The following is a 22,743-nucleotide window of genomic DNA, read 5'->3' as shown; positions in this document are numbered from 1 at the left end:
GTTCGGCATTTCTGCTCGCGGCGGCGATGAAATGCGCTGTTGTTGTTTTCACCGAGTATTGGAATTGCAGGTAATCTTTGTAAATTGAAATGTTCGGCTGCCTGCATTCGGAAAAACAAAATGAAGAACTCGATCCAGCACATCCGCGCCTTCCTCATCGTGGCGCAAACCGGCAGTTTTTCGAGGGCGGCGGTGGCGCTCAATCTTTCGCCGTCGGCCCTGACCGTGCAGATTCAACAACTGGAAGACTGGCTCGGCGTCGCCCTGCTTGAACGCAGCCCGCGACATGTGGCGCTGACGAGTGCCGGGCAAAGTGCGCTGTTGCCCATGGAGAAGTTGCTGCTGGATCTGGATAACATCGTCAGCGCCTCCCGGGATCTGGCGTCGTTGCGCCGGGGGGTGGTCACCATCGCAGCCCTGCCATCGCTGTGCGCCGCCGCCCTACCCCCGTTTTTGAAGCAATTTCGCGAACAGTTTCCGGGGGTCGAAGTGCGGTTGCGCGACGTCGTAGCGCAACGCATCGACACGCTGGTGCGCGATGGCGAGGTGGACTTCGGGCTGGGCGTGCGGGCGCGGATGAGCCATGGGCTAGAGTTTCAGACGGTACTGGAAGATCGGCTGTGCCTGTTCATCCCGGCTGATCACCCATTGGCCGGACGGCGCTCGGTCAAACTGAACGAACTGACGGATCAACCGATCATCCTGACCGGGCGCGACAGCAGCGTGCGGGAGTTGGTGGAGCAACTGTTCGCCGACACACAGTTGCCGTTGTCGCCGGGGCTGGAAGCCAATTACATGTCGACGGTGCTGGCACTGGTGCGCCAGGGTTTGGGCGTGAGCCTGCTGCCCGAGTCAGCCGATGACGGCCGGGATGATCTGGTCAAAGTGCCGGTGGATCATCCCGGCGTCACCCGCCAGATTGGCCTGATCACCCGCACGGGTCAGGCCATGGCGCCGGCAGCGCAGCGCTTTATCGAGATGCTGCAGGGTGACGGTTTACTCGGCGAAGGACTTCTGGAATGAGTTGTCGATGATCGGCGCCGTCGCGAACGCTGCCGGCAGTGCCTTGACCTTGAATAGGAAGTCCGCCGTGCTCTGCAAATCCGCCGCCGCTTGCTGATCCACCGGCCCAACAGTCATGTGGGCCTGACGCAACCAATGGCGCGAAACGTCCTGATCGAGGTTGGCCTTCTTCGCCCACAGATCGGCGTATTCGTCGGTGTGGTTATCGACCCAGGCCCGAGCCTTTTTCAGGCGCCCGAGGAAGTCGGCGATGGCTTCGCGCTTGCTGTCGATCGACGGTGTCGAGGCAGCAATCGCGCTGAGGCCGGGCATCAGGCTCTTGGCGGTGAGAATCGGCCGGGCGCCGGAGAACAGAATCTGTTGCGAGATGTACGGTTCCCACACCGGGAACGCGTCGATGCTGCCTTGGGGCAAGGCTGCTGCTGCGTCAATCGGCATCAGTTTGATGAAGTCCACGTAGTCTTCCGGCAGGTCGGCTTTCTCCAGCGCGCGCAAGGTCAGTTGCTGGCTCCAGGCACCGGGCCAATACGCGACTTTCTTGCCCTTGAGGTCGGCGATGGTCTTGACCGGAGAATCCTTGGGCACCAGCAAAGCGATGGTGTCCGGGTTCTGCCGCGACACGCCTATCAGCTTCACCGGCGCCTGTTTCGCGGCGAGGAACAGAAAGCCTGAATCGCCGAGAAAGCCCAAGTCCAGTGCGCCAGTGTTCAGCGCTTCCGCCAATGGCGCGGCGGCCTGAAAGTGTTTCCAGTCGACGGTGTACGGCGCCCCTTCCAACACACCCGAAGCCTCCACCGAGGCACGAACGTTGTAGTAGTTCTGGTCGCCGACGTGCAGGACGACGGGGTCATTTGCGTAGGCAAAGGGTGCGGCAAATAGCGCGCTGATCAGCAAGCTGCGTAGGAATCGGGACGGGTTCATCGGAGGCTCCGGGGGTGTTATTCCGATAGACCATAACGCTCTTATCGCAAGCTTTTTAAATTCGATTTATGCATAAGCTCATGACTGCCAAGCAACAGTGTTGGCCCAGCAACAGCGCCGCAACAGACTGTTGCGCTTGAGACATTGCGTTGCCGACTTAACCCCCGCCAGTGCCCCGAAAACCGGTGAAACCGGGGACATGGCACAGAGCCTGCAATATTCCTTTTATGCAGGATGCATCTGTTAGCACCAATCATCAGGACATAAGAATCCCGTTGCCTTGCCGGAGTTTCACCCCCATGAATCGCCTCTTCCGTTTTGCCAAAGCCAGGCACCTGATCAGCGCCGTCGCCATCGCCCTGAGCCTGCAACCGTTGGCCCAGGCCGCCGAAACCACCCCGGCCGAAGTGCATCTGGATTACGCCTATTACTCGCCCGTCAGCCTGGTGCTCAAGCACTTTGGTTTCCTGGAAAAAGCCCTGCCCCAAACCAAGGTCGGCTGGGTGTTGAGCCAGGGCAGTAACCGTTCCCTGGAATACCTGAACAGCGGCGGCGTCGATTTCGCTTCTTCCGCCAGCCTCGCGGCAGTGTTGAGCCGGGCGAATGGCAGCCCGATCAAGTCGGTGTACGTTTACAGCCGCGCCGAATGGACCGCGCTGGTGGTACGCAAGGATTCGCCCTACAAGACTGTCGCCGATCTGAAAGGCAAGAAAATCGCCGCCACCAAAGGCACCGACCCGTACCTGTTTACCTTGCGCAGCCTGCAACAGGCCGGCCTGAACAAGGACGACGTGGAACTGGTGCACTTGCAACACCCGGACGGTCGCACCGCGTTGGAAAAAGGTGATGTCGACGCCTGGGCCGGGCTCGACCCGCACATGGCCGCGAGCCAGGTTCAGGCCGGTTCTCGCTTGCTGTATCGCAACACCAATTTCAACAGCTACGGCGTGGTCAGCGTCACCGACAGCTACGCCAAGGAACAACCGAAAACCATCGAAACCGTGCTCATCGCCTATGAACAGGCGCGGGAATGGGCAGTGAAAAATCCGGAAGAACTGGCGAAGTTGCTCGCCAGCGAATCGGGTTTGCCGCTGGAAGTGGCCAAGCTGCAACTGTCGCGTACTGACCTGAGCAGCCCGCAATTGACGGCCAAGGATGTAGTCGCTTCCAAGGCTGCGGCGCCGATTCTGGTGTCCGAGGAGTTGGTTCGTAAAGGGGTTAACGTCGACCAAGTCATCGATCAGTTGATTGATACGGGCTTCAAAGAAACCGTGGCCCGTCAATAAAGCAAAAGATCGCCGCCCGTCCTTTTGTAGGAGCGAGGCTTGCCCGCGAAGGGGCCTTTGAAGGCGCCAAAAGCTTCGCGGGCAAGCCTCGCTCCTACAGGGGGGCTGCGATTTTTCGGAGAAACCGATGACCAGCAAAAACAAAACCCTCCCCGCCCCTCTGACATTGCCCACACCCCGCCGCCTCAGCCACGCCTGGCAACTGCGCCTCAAAGGCCTGGCCCTGCCGGTGCTGATCATCCTCATCCTGGAATTTGTCGTACGCATCGGCTGGCTGCCGTCCTACCAGATGCCCGCGCCCAGCGAAGTGGCGATGACCCTCGGCGATCTGGCCGAAGGCGCGTTGTGGAAACACATCAGCGCCAGTCTGTTGCGGGTGTTGCTGGGCTTCGCCATCGGCGCGAGCCTGGCCTTGGTGTTTGCCGCGTGGGTCGGTTTGAGCCGCGAAGCCGAAGCCTATCTGGAACCGACCTTCGCCGGCCTGCGTTCAATTCCGAGCCTGGCCTGGGTGCCGTTGTTGCTGCTGTGGCTGGGCATCGACGAAACCTCGAAAATCGTCCTGATCGCCATCGGCGCGTTCTTCCCGGTGTACCTCAACGGCGTCGCGGCGATCCGCGACATCGACCGCAAACTGGTGGAAGTCGGGCAGATGTACGGTTTCAGTCGCGCCCGGCTGGTGCGGCGGATTTTGCTGCCCGCCGCCCTGCCCGGCCTGTTCACCGGGTTGCGCAGCGGCATGAGCCTGGCCTGGATGTTTCTGGTGGCTGCCGAACTGATCGCCGCCACCAAAGGCCTCGGCTATCTGCTGAGCGACGGTCGCGAAACTTCACGCCCGGACATCGTCCTCGCGGCGATTATCGTGCTGGCGGTGCTGGGCAAACTTAGCGACGGCATTCTCGCCAGCCTGGAAAAACGCTTCCTGGCCTGGCGCGACACCTTCAACGGCCAAAGCGCAGAGGATTGAGGCATGACCGAACACCTGCTGGACATCCGCGTGGAGCGCAAAACCTTCGCCGCCACCACCGTGCTCAACAATATCCACCTGCAACTCAAACCTCGGGAAACCGTGAGCCTGCTTGGCCCCAGCGGTTGCGGCAAAAGCACCTTGCTGCGAATCGTCGCCGGTCTGGAAAAGGACTTTCAGGGCGAACTGAAAAACAATGCCGGTGAGGTGGCATTCGTGTTTCAGGAACCGCGCTTGATGCCGTGGCTGACGGTGGAGCAAAACATCGGTTTCAGCGCCGACAACCACTACGACAGAGCCTGGGTCGCGCAGTTGATCGAAGAAGTCGGCCTCGGCGGTTTTGCCCAGGCCTTGCCCAAAGCCTTGTCCGGCGGCATGGCACAACGGGTGGCCATCGCTCGCGGCCTGTATTCGCGCCCGCAGGTGCTGTTGCTCGACGAACCCTTCAGCGCCGTGGATGCTTTCACCCGAATGAAACTCCAGGACCTGCTGTTGCAACTGGCCGAGCGCCACGCGATTGCCCTGCTGCTGGTGACCCACGATGTCGATGAAGCGCTGTACCTGAGCAACCGAGTGCTGGTGATGGACCATCGGCCGAGCCGCATTCGTCAGGAACTGGCGGTAGAACTCGCCCATCCGCGAGATCGCCGCGATCCGTCGCTGGCGCGGCTCAAGGCGTTGTCGTTGACCGAGTTGCAACTGGCGCACGTCATCTAAGCTGAAATCTCCAATGGGAGATTTCGCTGATGTGCGGACGCCTGTCGCAGTACCGGGGCATTCACGATTTCGTGGCAGTGTTAAGCATCCCCGACGCGTTGATCAGCCACGTCGGCGATCAACCGCTGGCCCGCTACAACGCCGCGCCCACCACGCAATTGGCGCTGTTCCATCAGGAAAGCGACGGCCTGCACGCTGACAATGTGCGCTGGGGCTGGCGGCCGCACTGGGCGAAGGATCGCGCAGCGCCGATCAACGCCCGCGTTGAGAAAGTCGCCCACGGGCCATTCTTTCGGTCGATCTGGCCGCACCGCGCGATTTGCCCGATCGATAACTGGTTCGAATGGGTCGATGAAGGGGATTCCAAGCGCCAGCCCTGGCTGATCCGGCATCGTGACGGGACGCCGATTTTCTGTGCGGCGATTGGTCAGTTTCCTGCCGGCGATACTGATCCCGGAGCGGATGACGGCTTTGTGATCATCACCGCCGACAGCGCCGGCGGTCTGCTCGACATTCACGACCGGCGACCGGTGGTGTTGTCCGCCGAACTCGCGCGGGAATGGCTCGACCCGGCCACACCCAAAGAGCGCGCCGAAGACATGCTGCTGATGCAAGGGGAAACCAGCGAAAGGTTCCAGTGGTACCGGGTTGGCAAAGCGGTAGGCAATGTCCGAAACCAGGGCCCCGCCCTTATTGAGAAAATGCCCTTAAGTTAATCCCGCATTGGCAAAAGTACCCTTACAAAAAACTTGCCTATATAAACAGGACACTCAAACGTTACATACAGTGTTTCATGCGCGAGACACTTATATATATGCGGCTGTTTGACGCACAACCATTGGTCTGACATTTCAACCGTCATACATACATTTATCAGGACTACAGATAGCATGCGCGCCGCATTTCCATAAGCATGCCCAGTTGACCAAAGAGTCAACAACCCAAGGAAATCCCTACAACTTTTACACACCTTGCAGAGAAATAAGTTGCGCGACGATTTTGCACTCAAACAAGTCGGTGAGCCGGCGTGTGTCTATCTTTCGATGACAGAACACTTGCAACTCGACTGCTTTATCGGCAATTACATCAAGACTCGAAACCTGCGCACGGTCGCGGATATCGGCAGCCTTTTACGCTCCACGCTGCAAAGCTACCCGGGCAAGCCGCCGGTGATGGTCAATGAGCTCAACGCCTGGATCGACAAGACGCTCGGTTATCGGGCGGCCCACCCCGACTTTCCACAGTTGGAAGACGCTTGAAATAACGCTCCACGGGTCACGTCAGCGCAAGAACTGAACGAACCGGCCCTGTGAACACTCTGAATAATGAGGCCGGATTGGCCTCTTGTTTTTTCAGGCGACCCTATTTCTGCATGACACTGGTACCGCAGATCTCTCTGAATTCCCCGCTCAACGACTAAGCCGAAGTAATGGCTGGCTCCAAATGGAATTATATGAGCGAACTTGTCCCTTATGCCGTGTATTACCTGCTCGATGGTGTGCGACAACACTTTTTCAAATTGGCCGCGGGGTTTTCCGATGTGGAAGCCATCCAGTCGGCCTCAGCGCATGCCTATCCCGAATCCGGCCAAAAGATTGCGCCACACGCGAGTCTCGAAACCGCGCGCGACAAGGCTCAGCAATTGGGAATTACGCATATCCGGTGGAATGAGGCAATTTGATTCTGCCAAATACCTGTGTGGGAGCGGCGGTGCGACGATTCGACTTGCTCGCGAAGGCGTCCGTTCAGTCGATGTAGATGGTGACTGACACAACGCCTTCGCGAGCAAGCCCGCTCCCACATGGGTCTCATTGCTTTCAAAGAAATCAGGGTTTCAAGGGAAATTCTCTGTCACGGTCTGACAGTTCCTTGCCGTCATCCGGATGTTTCCAGTCCGGCGTCGAGCGCCTTTGCCGCTGGATCTCTTCTTCGCTCGGCTCGTCCGTGTCTTCATCCAGGTCCGGTTGCTTGGGTTCAGTTGCCATGTCCACCTCTCTTCCTGAAGGGATCAGATATCAACCTTAAGCGTAGAACATTTCCCCTCGCCCGGCTCAAAGCCACCAGCGCAGCAAAAAGAAGAAACCCATGCTCAACAACATGCTGAGCAGCGTATTGCGGGTGTAGAGCACCAGCCCCACGGCCACCAGCGAACTGATCAGGTACGGATTGTCCCACTGCAGGTTCAGCTGCTTGTCCGGCATAAACACGATCGGCCCGCAGATCGCCGTCAGCATGCCGGGCACGGCAAACCCAAGAAACTGCCGCGCATTGCTGCTCAGGCGCACCGGTAGTCGGGGTTCGAGGAACACGTAGCGGTTCAAGAACACCAACACGCCCATGCCGATAATCACTGCCCAAACAATCATGTGCGCTCCAGATACAGCTTGTTGCAGATAAACCCGGCGGTCATGCCCGCCAGTCCCGACAGCACCAGGGCCGAGCCCCATTGCCAATAGCTGAACAGCACCGAACAGAACAGCGACACCGCCACGCAGACCACCGTCGGCACATTGCGCACCACCGGGGTGATCAAGGCGATAAACGTGGCCGCGATGGAGAAGTCCAGGCCCAGGTGTTCAAGGCCCGGAATGCTGCTGCCCAACACGATGCCGGCCAGGGTGAACAGGTTCCAGGCAATGTAGAACGTCAGCCCCACGCCCAAGGCGTACCAGCGGTTGAACTGCTGTTTGTCATGCTGGCTGGTCAGGGCGAACAACTCATCGGTGAGCAAAAAGCCCAACCCCACCCGCCAGCGACCCGGCAACGGCGAAATCACCGAACGCATGCTCATCCCGTAGAGCAAATGCTGCGACGTCAGCAGCAACGTGGTCAGCAGAATCGAAAAGATCCCGGCCCCGCCCTTGAGCATGCCGATCGCCACCAGTTGCGCGGCGCCGGCAAACACGATGCTCGACAAGCCCTGGCCTTGCAGCGGCGTGAGGTTGGCCTCGATGGCCATTGAGCCGGCCAACAACCCCCATGGCGCGGTGGCCAGGGACAGCGGCATGATCGCCGCCGCACCACGCAGGAAGGCGCTGCGCGGCATGTGTGAATTCGACATAACGCTCTACAACCCGTGGAAAGACCACCGACTGTGCCAGCAGATGCCGGCGAAGGCTTGAACAATCTTGCGCACTTCGCGCAAACCTTTGTGGCGCTGCCTTTCATCGGCTGCCCGCTTGATTCGCGACGATAGTATCAACATGATGGCCATGCACTTTTCCATGAGGCCGGCCCTTTATGAGTTCCGTCGACACCGACAGCGCTGTCTACAAAACCCTGCTTGAGTCGACCAAGGCGATTCCGTGGCGGATCGACTGGCAAACCATGACGTTCAGCTACATCGGCCCGCAGATCGAAAGCTTGCTGGGCTGGCAGCAGGACAGTTGGGTCACGGTCAATGACTGGGTCGAGCGCATGCACCCGGACGACCGCGACTACGTGGTGGAATTCTGCGTGTCGCAGTCCCGCGCCGGTGTCGATCACGAGGCCGACTACCGTGCGCTGACCCGTGACGGTGACTACGTGTGGATTCGCGATGTGGTGCACGTGGTGCGCAAGGACGGCGAAGTCGAGGCGCTGGTGGGGTTCATGTTCGACATCAGCGAGCGCAAGAAAACCGAAGAGCACCTGATTCGCCTGCAGAAGCAACTCGAAGAATATTCGTTCCAGGACGGCCTGACCGGCATCGCCAACCGGCGCATGTTCGACACGGTGCTGGAACGCGAATGGAGCAACGCCCAGCGTACCGGACAGCCACTGTCGCTGCTGATTTTGGACATCGATTACTTCAAGCAATACAACGATCATTACGGCCACATCAAGGGTGACGAATGCCTGCGGCGCGTGGCGCAGACCTTGTCCCTGGCGGCCAATCGGCCACGGGATTTCATTGCCCGGATCGGCGGCGAAGAATTCGTCTGGCTGCTGCCGGAAACCGATGCCGAGTCGGCCCGGCTGGTGGCGCGCAAATGCCTGCACTTGATTCGCCAGCAGCATATCGCACATGTGTTTTCGCCGATTTCGCCACTGGTGACCCTGAGTCTGGGCGTCGGCACCACCGTTGCCGGCCAGGACGCCAGTGCCGTGGACTTCGTCGAACAGGTCGACAAGTTGCTGTATCGGGCCAAGCACAACGGGCGGATGCGTGCGGAATTCACTGATTTCCGTGATTGAAAACGAGGCATGGAGCGCAGTCCGCTGCCCGCGTAACATGGTGCCATTCAATCGAAGAGTCAGGGAATCGACATGCTTTACCGAATCGCCGCCGACGGGCTAGTGCTGTTCCACCTGTTGTTCATTCTGTTCGTGCTGTTCGGCGGACTGCTGGTGCTCAAATGGCACCACCTGATCTGGTGGCACCTGCCCGCTGCAGCGTGGGGCGTGATCGTCGAAGTCTTTCACCTGACCTGCCCGCTGACCTATTGGGAAAACCTGATGCGCGAAGCGGCCGGGCAGACCGTGTATGGCGGCGGTTTCATCGAGCATTACGTGTTGCCGATCATCTACCCGGCCGGGCTGACACCGACGATTCAACTGGGGCTGGGCAGCGTGGTGCTGGCGGTCAACCTGGTGGTGTATGTGCGGTTGATCCGGTTGTGGAAGTTGCGTCGGGCTGCATAAGGCACGCGGACACAAAACCTGTGGCTAATCCATTCATTGTGGCGAGGGGGCTCGCCCCCGTTGGGCTGCGAAGCGGCCCCCAAAACCAGAGCATGCGTAATGCCAGGCACACTGAGCTGGCCGGATTACGACTGCTTCGCAGCCGAACGGGGGCAAGCCCCCTCGCCACGGTCAGCTCTTTCACCACAAGTCCAGTGTCACACCGATCTGTCGAGGACCTTGAACATGCTGTCGATTGAAGACCTGGCCTTGCTTGAGGCCATCCGCGCAACCGGCAGCCTGTCCCGCGCCGCCGCCCATTTGGGCAAGGCGCCCTCCACCATCTCCTACGCAGCCCGCCAACTGGAAGAACGCTTCGACGCCCTGCTGTTCGACCGCCGCCGCTACCGTTTGCAGCTCACGGCGGCCGGCGAATTGCTGGTGAACGAAGCGGCGCGGCTGATGCAGGACGTTTCCCGGCTGACCCAACGCGTCCAGCAAGTGGCCAACGGCTGGGAGAGCCGGTTGTGGATCGTCACTGATGAATTGCTCGAATTCGACACCCTGATCCCGGTGATTCACGAGTTCGACGCGCTGGAATCCGGCGTGCCGTTGCGCATTACCCAGGAAGTGCTCAAAGGGGTCTGGGAAGCCCTGCGTGAAGGTCGCGCGGACCTGATCATTGGCGCTACCAACGAACCGCCGGCCATCCCGTCATTGCGCTGGATGCAACTGGGGGAAATGGAGTGGGTGTTCGCCGTCTCGCCCAAACACCCGCTGGCCAAGGCCAAAGAACCGATCACCCGGGCCATGGTCACCCAACACCGGGCGATTGTCGTGGCCGACTCATCCCGGGCTACCGAAGGCAGCACCTACGGCGTTTCCGGCGGGCAACCGGTCCTCGCCGTGCCGACCATGCGCGCCAAAATCCTCGCCCAGTGCAATGGCCTGGGCGTCGGCTGGTTGCCGCGACACCGGGTCGGTACTCTGCTGAACAACGGCACGCTGGTTGAAAAACAGATGGCCGACCCGCGCGAGCCAAACATCCTCTACGCCGGTTGGCGCGGCGACCATGACGGTCGCGCCCTGGTCTGGTGGCTGGAACAGCTCAAGCAACCCTGGCTCGCCACCAAACTGGTCCAGGGCAGTGACCGCTTTGTCTGAACTCAGTTAGCGATGACGCTCATGTTCCGACCGCTGGCCTTCGCCACGTACAACGCTTTGTCCGCCGCGCTGACCAGATCGTCGGCCCCGGCTTGCGAGGCAGGGTCGTAGGCGCAGACACCCAGGCTGACCGTCACCACGCCTTCAATACCGTCCGTATGCTCCATACCCGCCAACTGCACCGCGCGGCGGATTTTTTCCGCCACCAGAAAGGCCCCGACATAGTCGGTGCCGGGCAGTACTACCGCAAATTCCTCACCACCGTAACGGACGGCCAGGTCACCGGGACGATTGATGTTTTGCGTGATGATCTCGCTGATTTTGCGCAGACACACATCACCGGCCACATGCCCGTAGTGATCGTTGAACAACTTGAAGTGATCGACATCAAGCATCAGCATCGCCAGGCTGGTCTGGCTGCGTCGGGCACGCCCCATCTCCGCCACCATGAACAGATCGAACTGACGCCGGTTGGCCAGCCCGGTCAGCGCATCTTCCAGGGCCAGCAGTTCCAGGCTGCGATTGACCTCGATCAGCTTTTCCTGGGCGTCGAGCAATACACTTTGAATGTGATTCTGCTGCTTCATGACCCGGATCAGCCGATAGCCGAGCGTGCCCAGGAACGCCAGCAGCAAGGCGACGATGGCGGCACTGTTCAGGGACTCCTGGCGCCAGCCGGTCAGCACTTCTTCCTTGTTGAGGGCCGCAAACACAATCAGCGGGTAGCCCTCGACCCGGCGAAACCCCACGACCCGCTCAACACCATCCAGGTACGACTTGACCATTGCCGTGCCGGAATTGCCCAAGGGCAGCAATTGGGTGAACAGCGGCCCCTTCGCCACGCTGGTGCCCACTTCGGCGTCTTTGAACGGCCGGCGCACGACGATGGTGGCGTTGTCGGCGATCAGGTTGATGACGCCGTTCTGGCCCATGTCGATGCTGTTGTACAAATCGAGGAAATGGTTGAGGTAAAGCGTTGCCAGCGCCACACCGGCGAAGCTGCCGTCGGGATGATTGATCCTTCTCGACACGGTCATGATCCATTCACCGGTCGAACGACTCTTGATCGACGGGCCGATATGCGGGCCACGGTCGGAGTGATCGCGGTGGAAGATAAAGTATTCACGGTCGGAGTTATTGGCGTCCGGCACATTGGCGCCATTGGAGTTGGCCAGCCAGCGACCGTCTTCACCGAAAATGAACAAGCCATGGAGTTGCGGCAATTCGCTACGTTGGGCCCCGAGCAATCGCTGCAGGCGCGGCATCTGCGCTTGCCCCATGCCCTCGTTTTCGAGGCGGTCCACCAGGGAAAAGAGCAGCGTATCGGATTGTTTGATCGAGGCTTGCGCCTGGGACGCCAGGGTCTGCGCCAGGTTGGACATCGCCACTTCCTTGTCATGCAAGTGGTAATGCCGCGAGTTCCAGGCTTCCCAGATCGCAATGGCCGCCATGGACAGGCACACCGCAACCAGCAACACCACGGCGTAACGAACCTTGAGCTTCGCCTGGACCTGCTCGGCCAGCAACGACTGCGTGGGTTGCAGGGCTTCGATACGGACTTTTACGGACGGCTGTCCCATGATGTTCCTTGCATCCTGTTCAATTCGCGACGCGTCCTGATTGCTGACGACACTATAGCCATTACCGTGCGGTCTGCTTCACCGCTTCAAGCCACGCCGGGTTCAATCGGGTCTGTTCGGTATCGATCCCCAACGCTTCCATCCGCGCCTTGTGCTGATCCATTTCGCGGATCAACTGGCTGTGATCGCTGGAGTTGCCGTCCAGTTCATGCATCTGGTGCAACCCCAGGTGATAGAAACGCAGCAGCTTCATGGCGTCCGGATCATCCTTCGCCACCGCCGCGGTCACCTGATGCATGACGTTGGTGACGCTCATCAGGCTGCGTTTGAGGCGCCAGCCGTAGACCGCCGGGGCCATCCATTGCTGGTTCCAGAACCGGCCACGCATCAGCGCCGCCATCAGCAACACCGCGACAAACACGCCACCGACGTTGAACCGCAGGTTGTCGCCGCCCGGTTCGCCGAACAACGCCACGGCCGTCGTCGAGAGCACCATGGCCAGCGCCAGGAAAATCAGGGCGATGATCACCGTACTGCGCCGGGTCTGGCTTCGGAAAACTTCGGCATTCATTGGCTGGATTTCGAACATCTTGGCGGGGTTCCCTGCATCAATGGTAAAAGGCTGTGTGAGCAAAAAGAGTGCGCGCATTATCGCCTCTGTGGGGGATTTAGCTATGCTGGGGCTCCTTTTCATCTTTTCATCGTCAAAGGAGAACGTGGCGAGACAGCGTACTTCGTGCCATCTTCTTTCATGGATACATTTTATTCGGATGCCAATCGCTCCTCCTCTATGACTGGCATCGTTTTAAGGATCATTGAATGTCCCAACGCCAAGTAATCAACGCCTCTGTCAGCCCTAAAGGCAGCCTGGAAACCCTGTCCCAGCGTGAAGTCCAGCAACTGAGCGAAGCCGGTTCCGGCAGCACCTACACCCTCTTCCGCCAGTGCGCCCTGGCCATCCTCAACACCGGCGCCCACGTTGATAACGCCAAGACCATTCTCGAAGCCTACAAGGACTTCGAAATCCGCATTCACCAGCAGGATCGCGGCGTACGCCTGGAACTGCTGAACGCTCCGGCCGACGCCTTCGTCGATGGCGAAATGATCGCCAGCACCCGGGAAATGCTGTTCAGCGCCCTGCGCGACATCGTCTACACCGAAAACGAGCTCGACGCCCAGCGCATCGACCTCAGCACCTCGCAAGGCATCAGCGACTACGTTTTCCACCTGCTGCGCAACGCCCGCACCCTGCGCCCAGGCGTCGAGCCGAAGATCGTGGTGTGCTGGGGCGGCCACTCGATCAATACCGAAGAATACAAATACACCAAGAAAGTCGGCCACGAACTGGGCCTGCGCAGCCTCGACATCTGCACCGGGTGCGGTCCCGGCGTGATGAAAGGCCCGATGAAAGGCGCGACCATCGCCCACGCCAAGCAACGCATCCACGGCGGCCGTTACCTGGGTCTGACCGAGCCGGGCATCATCGCCGCCGAAGCGCCGAACCCGATCGTCAACGAACTGGTGATTCTGCCGGACATCGAAAAACGCCTGGAAGCCTTCGTCCGCGTCGGCCACGGCATCATCATCTTCCCGGGCGGTGCCGGCACGGCAGAAGAATTCCTGTACCTGCTGGGCATCCTGATGCACCCGGATAACGCGGGCCTGCCCTTCCCGGTCGTGCTGACCGGGCCGAAACACGCGGCGCCGTATCTGGAGCAACTGGACGCATTTGTCGGCGCCACCCTGGGTGACGCGGCGAAGCAGCACTACACGATCATCATCGACGACCCGGCGGAAGTGGCGCGGCATATGACTGCGGGGCTCAAAGAGGTCAAACAGTTCCGCCGCGAGCGCAACGACGCGTTCCATTTCAACTGGCTGCTGAAGATCGACGAAGGCTTCCAGCGCCCGTTCGACCCGACCCACGAAAACATGGCCAGCCTGCAACTGAGCCGCAAGCTTCCGCCCCACGAACTGGCCGCCAACCTGCGTCGGGCGTTCTCCGGCATCGTCGCCGGCAACGTCAAGGACAAAGGCATCCGCCTGATCGAAGAACACGGCCCGTACCAGATCCGTGGCGACGCGGCGGTGATGCAACCGCTGGATCAGTTGCTCAAGGCGTTTGTAGCCCAGCACCGGATGAAACTGCCGGGTGGCGCGGCGTATGTGCCGTGTTATCAAGTGGTTGCATAGTAAAGCTCACGCAAATTTTGATCGTCCCCCTGTGGGAGTGGGCTTGCTCGCGAAGGGGGCGTCACATTCAACATGGATGTCGCCTGACACACCGCTTTCGCGAGCAAGCCCACTCCCACATTTGGTTCGGTGCCTGGTTCGTTATCCTCTGAGCGCCGCAGCCTGAATATCCCGCGCCTCCAGCACCGCACTCGCAGCCCCATGCCGGGCAACCCCCAACATCGCCTGCCCCACCGAAACGGTGGTCAGCACCTGGCGCGGAAACAGCCGGCGCAGGAGCGGCATTAACGGCGCCATCACGATGTAGGTCCAGCGATACACCGAAGTCTTGGACACCGCGCCATTCAACGGCTGGATCATCCCCGGTCGAAACAGGTAAACCGCCTTGAACGGCAAGCGCAGCAACGCATTCTCGGTCCGCCCCTTGACCCGCGCCCACATGCTTTTGCCCTTTTCGCTGCTATCGGTGCCGGCGCCCGAGACATACACAAAAGTCATGTTCGGGTTGAGTCGCGCGAGCACCTCCGCCACCGCTAAGGTCAAGTCATAGGTGAGGCTCGAATACTGCGCTTCATCCATGCCCGACGACGAAACACCCAGGCAGAAAAAGCAGGCGTCGAAGCCTTGCAGTTGCGCTTCGACTGCTCCAAGACGGGTCAAGTCCGGCACCACCAGCAATTGCAACTTGGGGTTCGTCGCCTCGACCGCTGTTCGGCCGACGACAACCACCTGCTCGACATCGGTCGCGAGCAGGCTTTCGCGCAGTACGCCGTGGCCGACCATACCGGTGGCGCCGAAGATCAGTGCTTTCATGAACGGCGAATCCTGATTAAGTAGAAAAATCAAATACCTGTGGGAGCGAGCTTGCTCGCGATAGGGCCATAACATCCAACATAAAGTTGGCTGTCAGACCGCTATCGCGAGCAAGCTCGCTCCCACAGTGGTTTGGTGTCTATCAGAGATGATCAGCGTCAATCACTGCTTTGGCAAACGCCTGCGGATCTTCCTGCGGCAGGTTGTGGCCGATGCCGCCATTGATCAGCCGATACTCATACTTGCCGGTAAAGCGCTTGGCGTAGTCTTCGGCCGCCGGGTGCGGCGCGCCATTGGCGTCACCTTCCATCGTGATGGTTGGCACGGTGATGTTCGGGGCCTTGGCCAGCCGTTGTTCCAGCGCTTCATATTGCGGTTCGCCCTGGACGATACCCAGGCGCCAGCGGTAGTTGAACACCGTGATCGCGACGTGATCCGGGTTGTCCAGCGCCGCAGCACTGCGGTCGAAGGTGGCGTCGTCGAAGGTCCATTTCGGCGATGCGGTTTGCCAGATCAGCTTGGCGAAGTCATGGCGATTTTTTTCGTAACCGGCCTCGCCACGGTCTGTCGCAAAGTAGAACTGGTACCACCATTGCAGTTCAGCCTTGGGTGGCAACGGATTCTTGCCTGCGGCCTGGTTACCAATCAGGTAACCGCTCACGGCCACCAGCGCTTCTACCCGCTCCGGCCACAGCGCCGCCACGATGTCCGCCGAACGTGCGCCCCAATCGTAGCCGCCGAGCACGGCTTTCTTGATCTTCAGGGCATCCATGAAATCGATGACATCACTGGCCAGCGCGGCGGGCTGGCCGTTGCGCGGGGTTTTGTCAGACAGGAAATGCGTATCGCCATAGCCACGCGCATAAGGGATCAGCACCCGATATCCCTTGGCCGCCAGCAACGGCGCCACTTCGCTGTAGCTGTGAATGTCATAGGGCCAGCCATGCAGCAGAATCACCACCGGCCCATCCGCCGGGCCGACCTCGGCGTACGCCACATTCAGCAACCCGGCGTTGACGTGCTTCAGGGCACCGAACGGGTCAGCCTTGAGGGTGCTCGCGCTGGCTGCCACAGGCGTCGTGGCTTTGACATCGGCATGCGCTGCAAACGCAACAACGTTCAGGACCGCGAAGAAGCTGGCTGCAGCAAGTTTGTTCCAGTTCATGGTGATTTCCTCAGGGGTGCGATGATCAGTGGTTGCCAGGCAAGTCGGCTTGCCTCAATGGATCCATTCAATCGTCCCGAGGTATCTGCCATGTGTCGTAAAACCACTGCTAATAAGGCATAACGTGTCCAACAGCGCCTTTGATACAGTGCGATACAAACAGGTGTGGGACCTGGCTGTGTACTAATAACAAGAGGGCTGAGCGATGGATCATGTGGACCATATTCTGATTGTCGACGACGATCGCGAGATCCGCGAGTTGGTCGGCAATTACCTGAAGAAAAACGGTTTGCGTACCACCGTGGTCGCCGATGGCCGGCAGATGCGCAGCTTCCTGGAAGCGAATCAGGTGGACCTGATCGTGCTCGACATCATGATGCCCGGCGACGACGGCTTGCTGCTGTGTCGGGAATTGCGCGCGGGCAAGCACAAAGCCACGCCGATCCTGATGCTGACTGCGCGCAACGATGAAACCGATCGCATTCTCGGCCTGGAAATGGGCGCCGACGATTACCTGACCAAACCCTTCGCCGCCCGCGAGCTGCTGGCGCGGATCAACGCCGTGCTGCGTCGTACGCGCATGCTGCCACCGAACCTTCTGATCACTGAAAGCGGTCGGCTGCTGGGTTTTGGCCGCTGGCGCCTGGATACCACCGCCCGCCACCTGCTCGACGAAGACGACACCATGGTCGCCCTCAGCGGCGCCGAGTATCGCCTGCTGCGGGTATTCCTCGACCACCCGCAACGGGTGCTCAGCCGTGACCAGTTACTTAATTTGACCCAGGGTCGCGACGCCGACCTGTTCGACCGTTCCATCGATTTGCTGGTGAGCCGGTTGCGCCAACGTCTGATGGATGACTCCCGGGAATCGACCTACATCAAGACCGTGCGCAATGAAGGCTACGTGTTCTCGTACCCGGTGGAGATGCTGGGCGCGCCGTCATGAGGGGGATTTGTATCGCTCTGTATAAAACCCCGCGCTAGATACGCAACACGCGACTTCGCGACGCTCCCGCACACATCACCGATACACCCGAGCGTTTAACTGTGAACACCAGACAGCACCGACCTAACCGGTGCTGCTGACTCACTCAATCATTAAGCGCACGGAGAATCACCATGTTCAACTTCTCGAAAGTTTCGTCCCTGGCACTCGGTCTGGCACTGATTGGCGGCCTCGGCCTGTCGAACCTGGCCTCGGCCAACACTGCGAGCGCTGCCGCTCACAGCCCGGTACAGCAACTGCTGGTGGAGGGTGGTTCGGATCGGCTGCAACAGAATCGCGTCGCGGAATATGGCTCTGAAAACCTGCAAAAGAATCGCGTCGCCGAAGGTGGTTCGGATCGCCTGATCCAGAATCGTGTGGCCGAAGGCGGCGCCGATCGCCTGCAAGAACTGCGCGAACGTGTTGCGCTGTTCAGCCCAGATAACGCCGTGAACGCCGGAGTAGTGGTTGCAGAAAACCGCCCTGAGTTCGGCTCGAAATATCAGCGCTACTGATCGCGATCCAGACCACAACCGAAATCCCCTGTGGGAGCGAGCCTGCTCGCGAAGTCAGCCTGACAGACAACTTTGATGTTGGATGTACAGGCCTCTTCGCGAGCAAGCCCGCTCCCACAATGGTTTTGGGCCAGACACAGAAAATGCGATCAACCCTAATCCCCTGTGGGAGCGAGCTTGCTCGCGATAGCGGCCAGCCAGTCAATTGAGAGGTTGAATGTGCCGGCCTCTTCGCGAGCAAGCCCGCTCCCACAATGGTTTTGGGCCAGACACAGAAAATGCGATCAACCCTAATCCCCTGTGGGAGCGAGCTTGCTCGCGATAGCGGCCAGCCAGTCAATTGAGAGGTTGAATGTGCCGGCCTCTTCGCGAGCAAGCCCGCTCCCACAATGGTTTTGGGCCAGACACAGAAAATGCGATCAACCCTAATCCCCTGTGGGAGAGAGCTTGCTCGCGATAGCGGCCAGCCAGTCAATTGAGAGGTTGAATGTGCCGGCCGCATCGCGAGCAAGCTCGCTCCCACATTGGTTTTGTGCCGGGCACAGAAAATGCGACTAACGCCTATCAACTGTGGGAGCGGGCTTGCTCGCGAAAGCGGTGTAACAGGCGATATCTTTGTTGAATGTCCGGCAGTCTTCGCGAGCAAGCCCGCTCCCACAGGGTTCGTGCGCGACACCTGGCCATGGATCAACGCTCTCGATATCAACTATGCGTCAGGGTGTTTTCTCATCTCCGCGCTCCAGCACTAGAGTGGCCACATCTTCTTCCCACACTCTGGAGCAACATCATGAAAAGCATCATCGGTCTTACCTTCGCCCTTACCGTCCTTGGCGCTACCTCGGCCATGGCCGCAACACAATCCATCGCTGCGGTGAAAGTCGGCCAGCCAGCGACCCAGAACGTCAACAGCGTCAGCATCGACACCGAACGCAAAGGCAGCGTCAACCTGCAGCAGAACGCTGAACAAGCCAAACTCTACGTGGCTGAAAACCGCCCTGAGTTCGGTTCGAAATATCAGCGTATCGATTCGTAAGTTTGCGCCGCTTTAAACAAGAAACCCCGGGTAGATCCGCTCTACCCGGGGTTTCTCCGTTTTAACAGCCACCGATATCCGTGGTAGCAGCTGCCGAGCTGCGCGAGGCTGCGTTCGGCGGCGCAGCCGTCGTAAACCCGCTATGCACGGTCATCCTGGAACAACGCAGTTGCTGATTTCACGACGGCTTCGCCGCCGAACGCAGCCTCGCAGGCTCGGCAGCTGCTACGGCTAAGCGTGTTGCCAAGGCCTTGGCCTGGCTCGCCACGTCCGTCACTGCCGTGCTTTCCCACCACATGCCGCGCAATGGCGGGCCCATGGCGAATAAGCGTTGGGCAACCTGCCCTCCGACGTCCAGCACCGCGCCATCTACCGCCGCCGCAATCCCCAGCGCCAATGGCCCCGGTTTGATCAATCCGCGCGCCAGCAACTGCTGTGGCAGCGGTCGGGCGACTCGCCGCCAGTCGTATTCGATCCCGCTGGAGTTGATCAACGCCGCACCGCTGACAATCAGCGTATCCGCCTCGCCACGACGCCGGATACGAATGCTCACTTCACCGTTCACGGAGGGTACCAGGCCTTTGAACGACGCCGCCTGAATCCGCAACCGCCCTTCCCCGTGCAACCGCGCCACCAACTCCGCACTTAACGGCGGCGAACGGTGGTGATGACTCTCCCACCACGGCCGTACATGCCGCACAAATTGTCGGCGCTGCACGTCCGTCGCCTGATTCCACAACCGGCCAATATGCGCCCGCACCGTGTCGAGCGGCGATTGCCAATCGATGCCTTGGGCGATAGCGTCCCGGCAATGTCGACGCAGTTCGCGCAGCAACTGCCGTGGCGTGCGAATGCTGTGATCCTCGGCCAGAAAGTCCACCCAGGCCGGCGGCTGGCGCCGGACATGCGGCAGTAACCCGTGCCGGGAAAACACCTCGATCGGCCCCCGATGCCCGGCCTGTTCCAGCGACACCACGGCATCGACCATGGTCAGGCCCGAGCCGATGATCAACACGGTGGATTGCGGATCGAGTTGCCGCATCGCCGCGACATCCCACGGATCCAGCGCCGCCGCATTCAACCCACTGGATTCGGTCTGCGGCGTGCGCGCGGCGGGGAACATCCCGGTGGCCAGCACCGCAAAAGCACCCTGTAACTGCTGCCCGTCACTCAAACTTAATCGCACGCAATCATCGAGGGTTTGCAGATCAACCACCTCGGCCCGTACATGCTCGACAGTGGAACCGTTCAACGCACCCACGGCTTGCGCCTCAGCCAAACGTTGCTGCACGTACAGCCCGAAAATCCCCCTCGGCGGGAACAATTCGCTGACCGGCACATGCTGCTCGTCAGACTCCGGCCAGCCACCCGCCGCGATGTATTCAGTCAACCATTGCGTCAGGTCATCGGCATTGTCCGGATCAACGCTCATCCGCGCCGCATTGCCGTTCAGCGTATGGCCCAACTCGACCGCGCTGTACGCCTCGCCCCGGCCGAGTTCGGCGCGGGGTTCGATCACCAGCAGCGAACGCTGGCCGGGCAAACGCAACAATTGCGCCGCCAGCATCGCGCCGCTGAGGCCGCCGCCGATGATCAGGATGTCTGCATGGCGGATGGCGTCGGTCGCCTGTCCGCTGGAGGTTTGGTTCATGGCGTTCTCACGGTCAGTGTTTGCCTAGGTAAAAGTCGTGCAAATCGCCTCGGGCCAGCAGTTCTTCGGCTGTTCCGGACAACACCACGCGCCCGGTGTCGAGCACATAGGCCTGGGACGCGTACTTGAGCGCCACATTAATGTTTTGCTCGGCAATCAGAAAGCTCACCTGCTCGTCGCGATTGAGCTGGGCGACGATCTCGAAAATCTCCTGGACGATAATAGGCGCCAAACCCATGGACGGTTCATCAAGCAGTACCAAAGTAGGACGTGTCATCAACGCCCGGCCGATGGCGACCATCTGCTGCTCGCCACCGGACGTCAGCCCGGCCTGGGTCTTGCGCTTGGTTTTCAGGCGGGGGAACCAGGCGTAGATCCGCTCCAGATCACGGGCCAGCTCCTGGCGACTCAAGCCCCGGACAAACCCGCCGCTGCGCAGGTTGTCCTCCACCGTCAGTTGCCCGAATACGTGCCGGCCCTCCAGCACATGCACCATGCCCTGACGCACCCGCACGCTCGGATCGACGCCGGCCGTATCACGCCCGAGAAACTCGATGCTGCCGCGACTGACCTCCGCGCGCTCGGCCCGCACCAGCCCGGAAATCGCCTTGAGCGTGGTGCTTTTACCCGCGCCGTTGGCCCCCAGCAACGCAACGATGCCGCCCCTGGGCACCGTCAGCGACACCCCGGCCACGGCCAGGATCGCGCCGTCGTAGACCACTTCGATGTCCTTGACCTGCAACAACTGCTGCGCGGCGTTATCCGTGGCGGCGTGGCTCATGGCTTATTCATCCCCGGTGCAGGTGCGCGGCGTCAGGCCTTTTTCCTTGGCGAACGCCGCGGATTTCTCATCGATCAACGGCCGCAGCAAGGCGCGATCCGCCGGAATCCAGTCGCTGATCAGCGTCCAATTCGCGCCGTCCCATTGCTGCACCCGCGCCGAACCACCGCCCTCGTGATCCTTGCAGGACAGCTTGAGGTTCTGCATCAACCCGAAGTAGCCCATGTCCTTGAGCCGCGCGTCGTCAATGTTCAAATGCTCCAGGCCCCAACGCCCTTCTTCGCCATTCAGCGGACGTTTGCCGAATTTGCCCTGGGCAGTGCGAATCGCTTCGACCATCACGGCGGCGTTCACCAACCCGGAGTTGTAGTAGACGCTGCCGAAATTCTTCAGGTCCTTGAGGTCGCTTTTGCCCTTGTCGAGGATGTATTGCTTGAGGCGTTTGTGGATCTCGAAATCGGTGCCGGCCGGGTATGGCGTCAGCGCCAGATAGCCTTTGGCGGCGGCGCCTGCGGGCAAAACGTCTTCGCTGGAACTGGCCCAGATGTCGCCGACGATATGGTCCACCGGGAAGCCGAAACGCGCAGCGGTCTTGACCGCCACCGGGGTCGACACGCCCCAGGTGCGCAGGAATACCCAGTCCGGGTTGAGCTGGCGAATCTGCCGCCATTGCGACGATTGTTCGTTGCCAGGATCGGCCACCGGAATCTGGATGTTTTCGAAGCCGTACTTCTCCGCCAACAGCTTCAACGGGCCAAGGGTTTCGCGGCCGTACGCCGAGTCGTGGTAGACCGTGGCGATCTTCTTGCCCTTGAGTTTGTCGAAGCCGCCCTCGCGCTGGGCGATGTAATTGATCAGGCTCGACGCCTCGCTGTAGAAGGTCAGCATCACCGGGAAGTTGTACGGGAACACCGTGCCGTCGGTGGCTTCGGTGCGGCCGTAGCCGAGGGTGATCAGTGGGATTTTGTCGACTTCGGCGCGCTCGCTCAGCGCATAGGCCGCCGGGGCACCGTTGGGGGAATAGATCGCCACCGGCGCGCCGTCCAGGCCTTTCTTGAAGCGCTCATAGCACTCGATGCCCTTCTCCGCCGTCCACTCGGTCTCGCATTCCTGCCAGACCAGTTTCACCCCATTGATCCCGCCCTCCACCTCGTTGATGTAGTTCAGGTAATCGAGCATCCCGGCCCACACTTGCACGCCGCTGGAGGCATAGGCGCCAACGCGGTAGGTGGCCAACGGGAAGAATTGCTGGTCCGCCGAAGCCTGGACCACAGGCACCGCAGTGCCGAAAACCGCCAGCGTCAGCGCGGCGCCAAGCAAGGAACGTTTCAAGGATGCACGCATGTTGTC

General features: G+C 60.3%; 25 protein-coding genes. 14 read left to right on the top strand and 11 right to left on the bottom strand.

What is annotated here, in order from left to right; all coding sequences use genetic code 11:
- Window positions 1–120 precede the first annotated feature (120 nt).
- A complete protein-coding gene (locus tag NK667_RS08985) occupies window positions 121–1,023 on the top strand; it encodes a LysR family transcriptional regulator (RefSeq protein WP_054614429.1) in 903 nt (300 codons plus the stop codon).
- Here NK667_RS08985 and NK667_RS08980 read toward each other — a convergent pair.
- On the bottom strand, window positions 997–1,944 hold the full coding sequence (locus NK667_RS08980; RefSeq protein WP_054614428.1) for an ABC transporter substrate-binding protein: 948 nt from the start codon (window positions 1,942–1,944) through the stop codon (window positions 997–999). The genes NK667_RS08985 and NK667_RS08980 overlap by 27 nt on opposite strands.
- A gap of 299 nt (window positions 1,945–2,243) precedes the next feature.
- On the opposite strand from NK667_RS08980, the gene NK667_RS08975 reads away from it, so the two are divergent.
- The 6 genes from NK667_RS08975 (at window position 2,244) to NK667_RS08950 (ending at window position 6,592) form a co-directional block, all read left to right on the top strand.
- Window positions 2,244–3,230, top strand: coding sequence for an aliphatic sulfonate ABC transporter substrate-binding protein (locus NK667_RS08975; protein WP_054614427.1), 987 nt, complete (start codon window positions 2,244–2,246; stop codon window positions 3,228–3,230).
- 127 nt (window positions 3,231–3,357) lie between these two features.
- The gene (locus NK667_RS08970; RefSeq protein ID WP_054614426.1) at window positions 3,358–4,194 is read left to right on the top strand and encodes an ABC transporter permease; all 837 of its coding nucleotides are present in this window, start codon (window positions 3,358–3,360) and stop codon (window positions 4,192–4,194) included.
- 3 nt (window positions 4,195–4,197) lie between these two features.
- Window positions 4,198–4,911 carry an ABC transporter ATP-binding protein gene (locus tag NK667_RS08965; protein ID WP_054614425.1) on the top strand — a complete coding sequence of 238 codons (714 nt, stop codon included), beginning with the start codon at window positions 4,198–4,200 and terminating at the stop codon, window positions 4,909–4,911.
- A 29-nt stretch (window positions 4,912–4,940) separates the two neighbouring features.
- Window positions 4,941–5,627 (top strand): SOS response-associated peptidase family protein, encoded by a 687-nt coding sequence (locus NK667_RS08960; RefSeq protein WP_054614424.1) that lies wholly within the window; start codon window positions 4,941–4,943, stop codon window positions 5,625–5,627.
- A gap of 270 nt (window positions 5,628–5,897) precedes the next feature.
- Window positions 5,898–6,170 (top strand): hypothetical protein, encoded by a 273-nt coding sequence (locus NK667_RS08955; protein ID WP_054614423.1) that lies wholly within the window; start codon window positions 5,898–5,900, stop codon window positions 6,168–6,170.
- A gap of 194 nt (window positions 6,171–6,364) precedes the next feature.
- Entirely contained in the window at window positions 6,365–6,592 is a 228-nt protein-coding gene (locus NK667_RS08950; protein ID WP_054053509.1) for a hypothetical protein, read from the top strand.
- 145 nt (window positions 6,593–6,737) lie between these two features.
- Here the strand turns inward: NK667_RS08950 and NK667_RS08945 are convergent, their stop codons facing one another.
- From NK667_RS08945 to NK667_RS08935, 3 genes are all read right to left on the bottom strand, one after another.
- Entirely contained in the window at window positions 6,738–6,896 is a 159-nt protein-coding gene (locus NK667_RS08945; RefSeq protein ID WP_177331425.1) for a hypothetical protein, read from the bottom strand.
- Window positions 6,897–6,962: 66 nt separating this feature from the next.
- On the bottom strand, window positions 6,963–7,274 hold the full coding sequence (locus tag NK667_RS08940) for an AzlD domain-containing protein (protein ID WP_162830874.1): 312 nt from the start codon (window positions 7,272–7,274) through the stop codon (window positions 6,963–6,965).
- Window positions 7,274–7,972 carry an AzlC family ABC transporter permease gene (locus NK667_RS08935; protein WP_054053503.1) on the bottom strand — a complete coding sequence of 233 codons (699 nt, stop codon included), beginning with the start codon at window positions 7,970–7,972 and terminating at the stop codon, window positions 7,274–7,276. The genes NK667_RS08940 and NK667_RS08935 overlap by 1 nt, the downstream gene beginning before the upstream one ends.
- A gap of 179 nt (window positions 7,973–8,151) precedes the next feature.
- On the opposite strand from NK667_RS08935, the gene NK667_RS08930 reads away from it, so the two are divergent.
- The 3 genes from NK667_RS08930 to NK667_RS08920 all read left to right on the top strand — a co-directional run bounded on the left by NK667_RS08930 (window position 8,152) and on the right by NK667_RS08920 (window position 10,677).
- A complete protein-coding gene (locus tag NK667_RS08930; RefSeq protein ID WP_054053501.1) occupies window positions 8,152–9,087 on the top strand; it encodes a GGDEF domain-containing protein in 936 nt (311 codons plus the stop codon).
- 72 nt (window positions 9,088–9,159) lie between these two features.
- Window positions 9,160–9,534 (top strand): DUF2784 domain-containing protein, encoded by a 375-nt coding sequence (locus NK667_RS08925; protein ID WP_054614422.1) that lies wholly within the window; start codon window positions 9,160–9,162, stop codon window positions 9,532–9,534.
- 225 nt (window positions 9,535–9,759) lie between these two features.
- Window positions 9,760–10,677, top strand: coding sequence for a LysR family transcriptional regulator (locus tag NK667_RS08920; RefSeq protein WP_054614421.1), 918 nt, complete (start codon window positions 9,760–9,762; stop codon window positions 10,675–10,677).
- A 2-nt stretch (window positions 10,678–10,679) separates the two neighbouring features.
- On the opposite strand, the gene NK667_RS08915 is transcribed toward NK667_RS08920, so the two are convergent.
- Entirely contained in the window at window positions 10,680–12,257 is a 1,578-nt protein-coding gene (locus NK667_RS08915; protein ID WP_054614420.1) for a sensor domain-containing diguanylate cyclase, read from the bottom strand.
- A gap of 61 nt (window positions 12,258–12,318) precedes the next feature.
- Window positions 12,319–12,846, bottom strand: coding sequence for a DUF3087 domain-containing protein (locus NK667_RS08910; RefSeq protein ID WP_054616232.1), 528 nt, complete (start codon window positions 12,844–12,846; stop codon window positions 12,319–12,321).
- A gap of 230 nt (window positions 12,847–13,076) precedes the next feature.
- Here NK667_RS08910 and ppnN point away from each other — a divergent pair, with 230 nt between their 5' ends.
- The gene (ppnN, locus tag NK667_RS08905; protein ID WP_054614419.1) at window positions 13,077–14,450 is read left to right on the top strand and encodes a nucleotide 5'-monophosphate nucleosidase PpnN; all 1,374 of its coding nucleotides are present in this window, start codon (window positions 13,077–13,079) and stop codon (window positions 14,448–14,450) included.
- Window positions 14,451–14,591: 141 nt separating this feature from the next.
- Here ppnN and NK667_RS08900 read toward each other — a convergent pair whose 3' ends face one another.
- Both NK667_RS08900 and NK667_RS08895 read right to left on the bottom strand, forming a co-directional pair.
- Window positions 14,592–15,263 (bottom strand): NAD(P)H-binding protein, encoded by a 672-nt coding sequence (locus NK667_RS08900; protein WP_054614418.1) that lies wholly within the window; start codon window positions 15,261–15,263, stop codon window positions 14,592–14,594.
- A 142-nt stretch (window positions 15,264–15,405) separates the two neighbouring features.
- Window positions 15,406–16,428 carry an alpha/beta fold hydrolase gene (locus NK667_RS08895; protein WP_054053491.1) on the bottom strand — a complete coding sequence of 341 codons (1,023 nt, stop codon included), beginning with the start codon at window positions 16,426–16,428 and terminating at the stop codon, window positions 15,406–15,408.
- Window positions 16,429–16,633: 205 nt separating this feature from the next.
- On the opposite strand from NK667_RS08895, the gene NK667_RS08890 reads away from it, so the two are divergent.
- From NK667_RS08890 to NK667_RS08880, 3 genes are all read left to right on the top strand, one after another.
- Entirely contained in the window at window positions 16,634–17,374 is a 741-nt protein-coding gene (locus NK667_RS08890) for a response regulator (RefSeq protein ID WP_054053489.1), read from the top strand.
- A 173-nt stretch (window positions 17,375–17,547) separates the two neighbouring features.
- Window positions 17,548–17,928, top strand: coding sequence for a hypothetical protein (locus NK667_RS08885; protein WP_054614417.1), 381 nt, complete (start codon window positions 17,548–17,550; stop codon window positions 17,926–17,928).
- 787 nt (window positions 17,929–18,715) lie between these two features.
- Window positions 18,716–18,961, top strand: a complete 246-nt coding sequence (locus NK667_RS08880; protein ID WP_054053488.1) for a hypothetical protein — start codon at window positions 18,716–18,718, stop codon at window positions 18,959–18,961.
- A gap of 178 nt (window positions 18,962–19,139) precedes the next feature.
- On the opposite strand, the gene NK667_RS08875 is transcribed toward NK667_RS08880, so the two are convergent.
- From NK667_RS08875 to NK667_RS08865, 3 genes are read right to left on the bottom strand one after another with little or no spacing between them, the layout of a single operon-like run.
- Window positions 19,140–20,612 (bottom strand): FAD/NAD(P)-binding protein, encoded by a 1,473-nt coding sequence (locus NK667_RS08875; protein WP_054614416.1) that lies wholly within the window; start codon window positions 20,610–20,612, stop codon window positions 19,140–19,142.
- Window positions 20,613–20,625: 13 nt separating this feature from the next.
- Entirely contained in the window at window positions 20,626–21,393 is a 768-nt protein-coding gene (locus NK667_RS08870) for an ABC transporter ATP-binding protein (protein ID WP_054614415.1), read from the bottom strand.
- Between the two features lie 3 nt (window positions 21,394–21,396).
- Window positions 21,397–22,737 carry an ABC transporter substrate-binding protein gene (locus tag NK667_RS08865; RefSeq protein WP_054052778.1) on the bottom strand — a complete coding sequence of 447 codons (1,341 nt, stop codon included), beginning with the start codon at window positions 22,735–22,737 and terminating at the stop codon, window positions 21,397–21,399.
- Between the last annotated feature and the right edge of the window lie 6 nt (window positions 22,738–22,743).

Origin of the sequence: Pseudomonas nunensis (genome assembly GCF_024296925.1) — a bacterium.
Taxonomy (GTDB): Bacteria; Pseudomonadota; Gammaproteobacteria; order Pseudomonadales; family Pseudomonadaceae; genus Aquipseudomonas; species Aquipseudomonas nunensis.
Note: the sequence above shows the minus strand (reverse complement) of the source record. Positions and strands in the feature narration are given on the sequence as shown.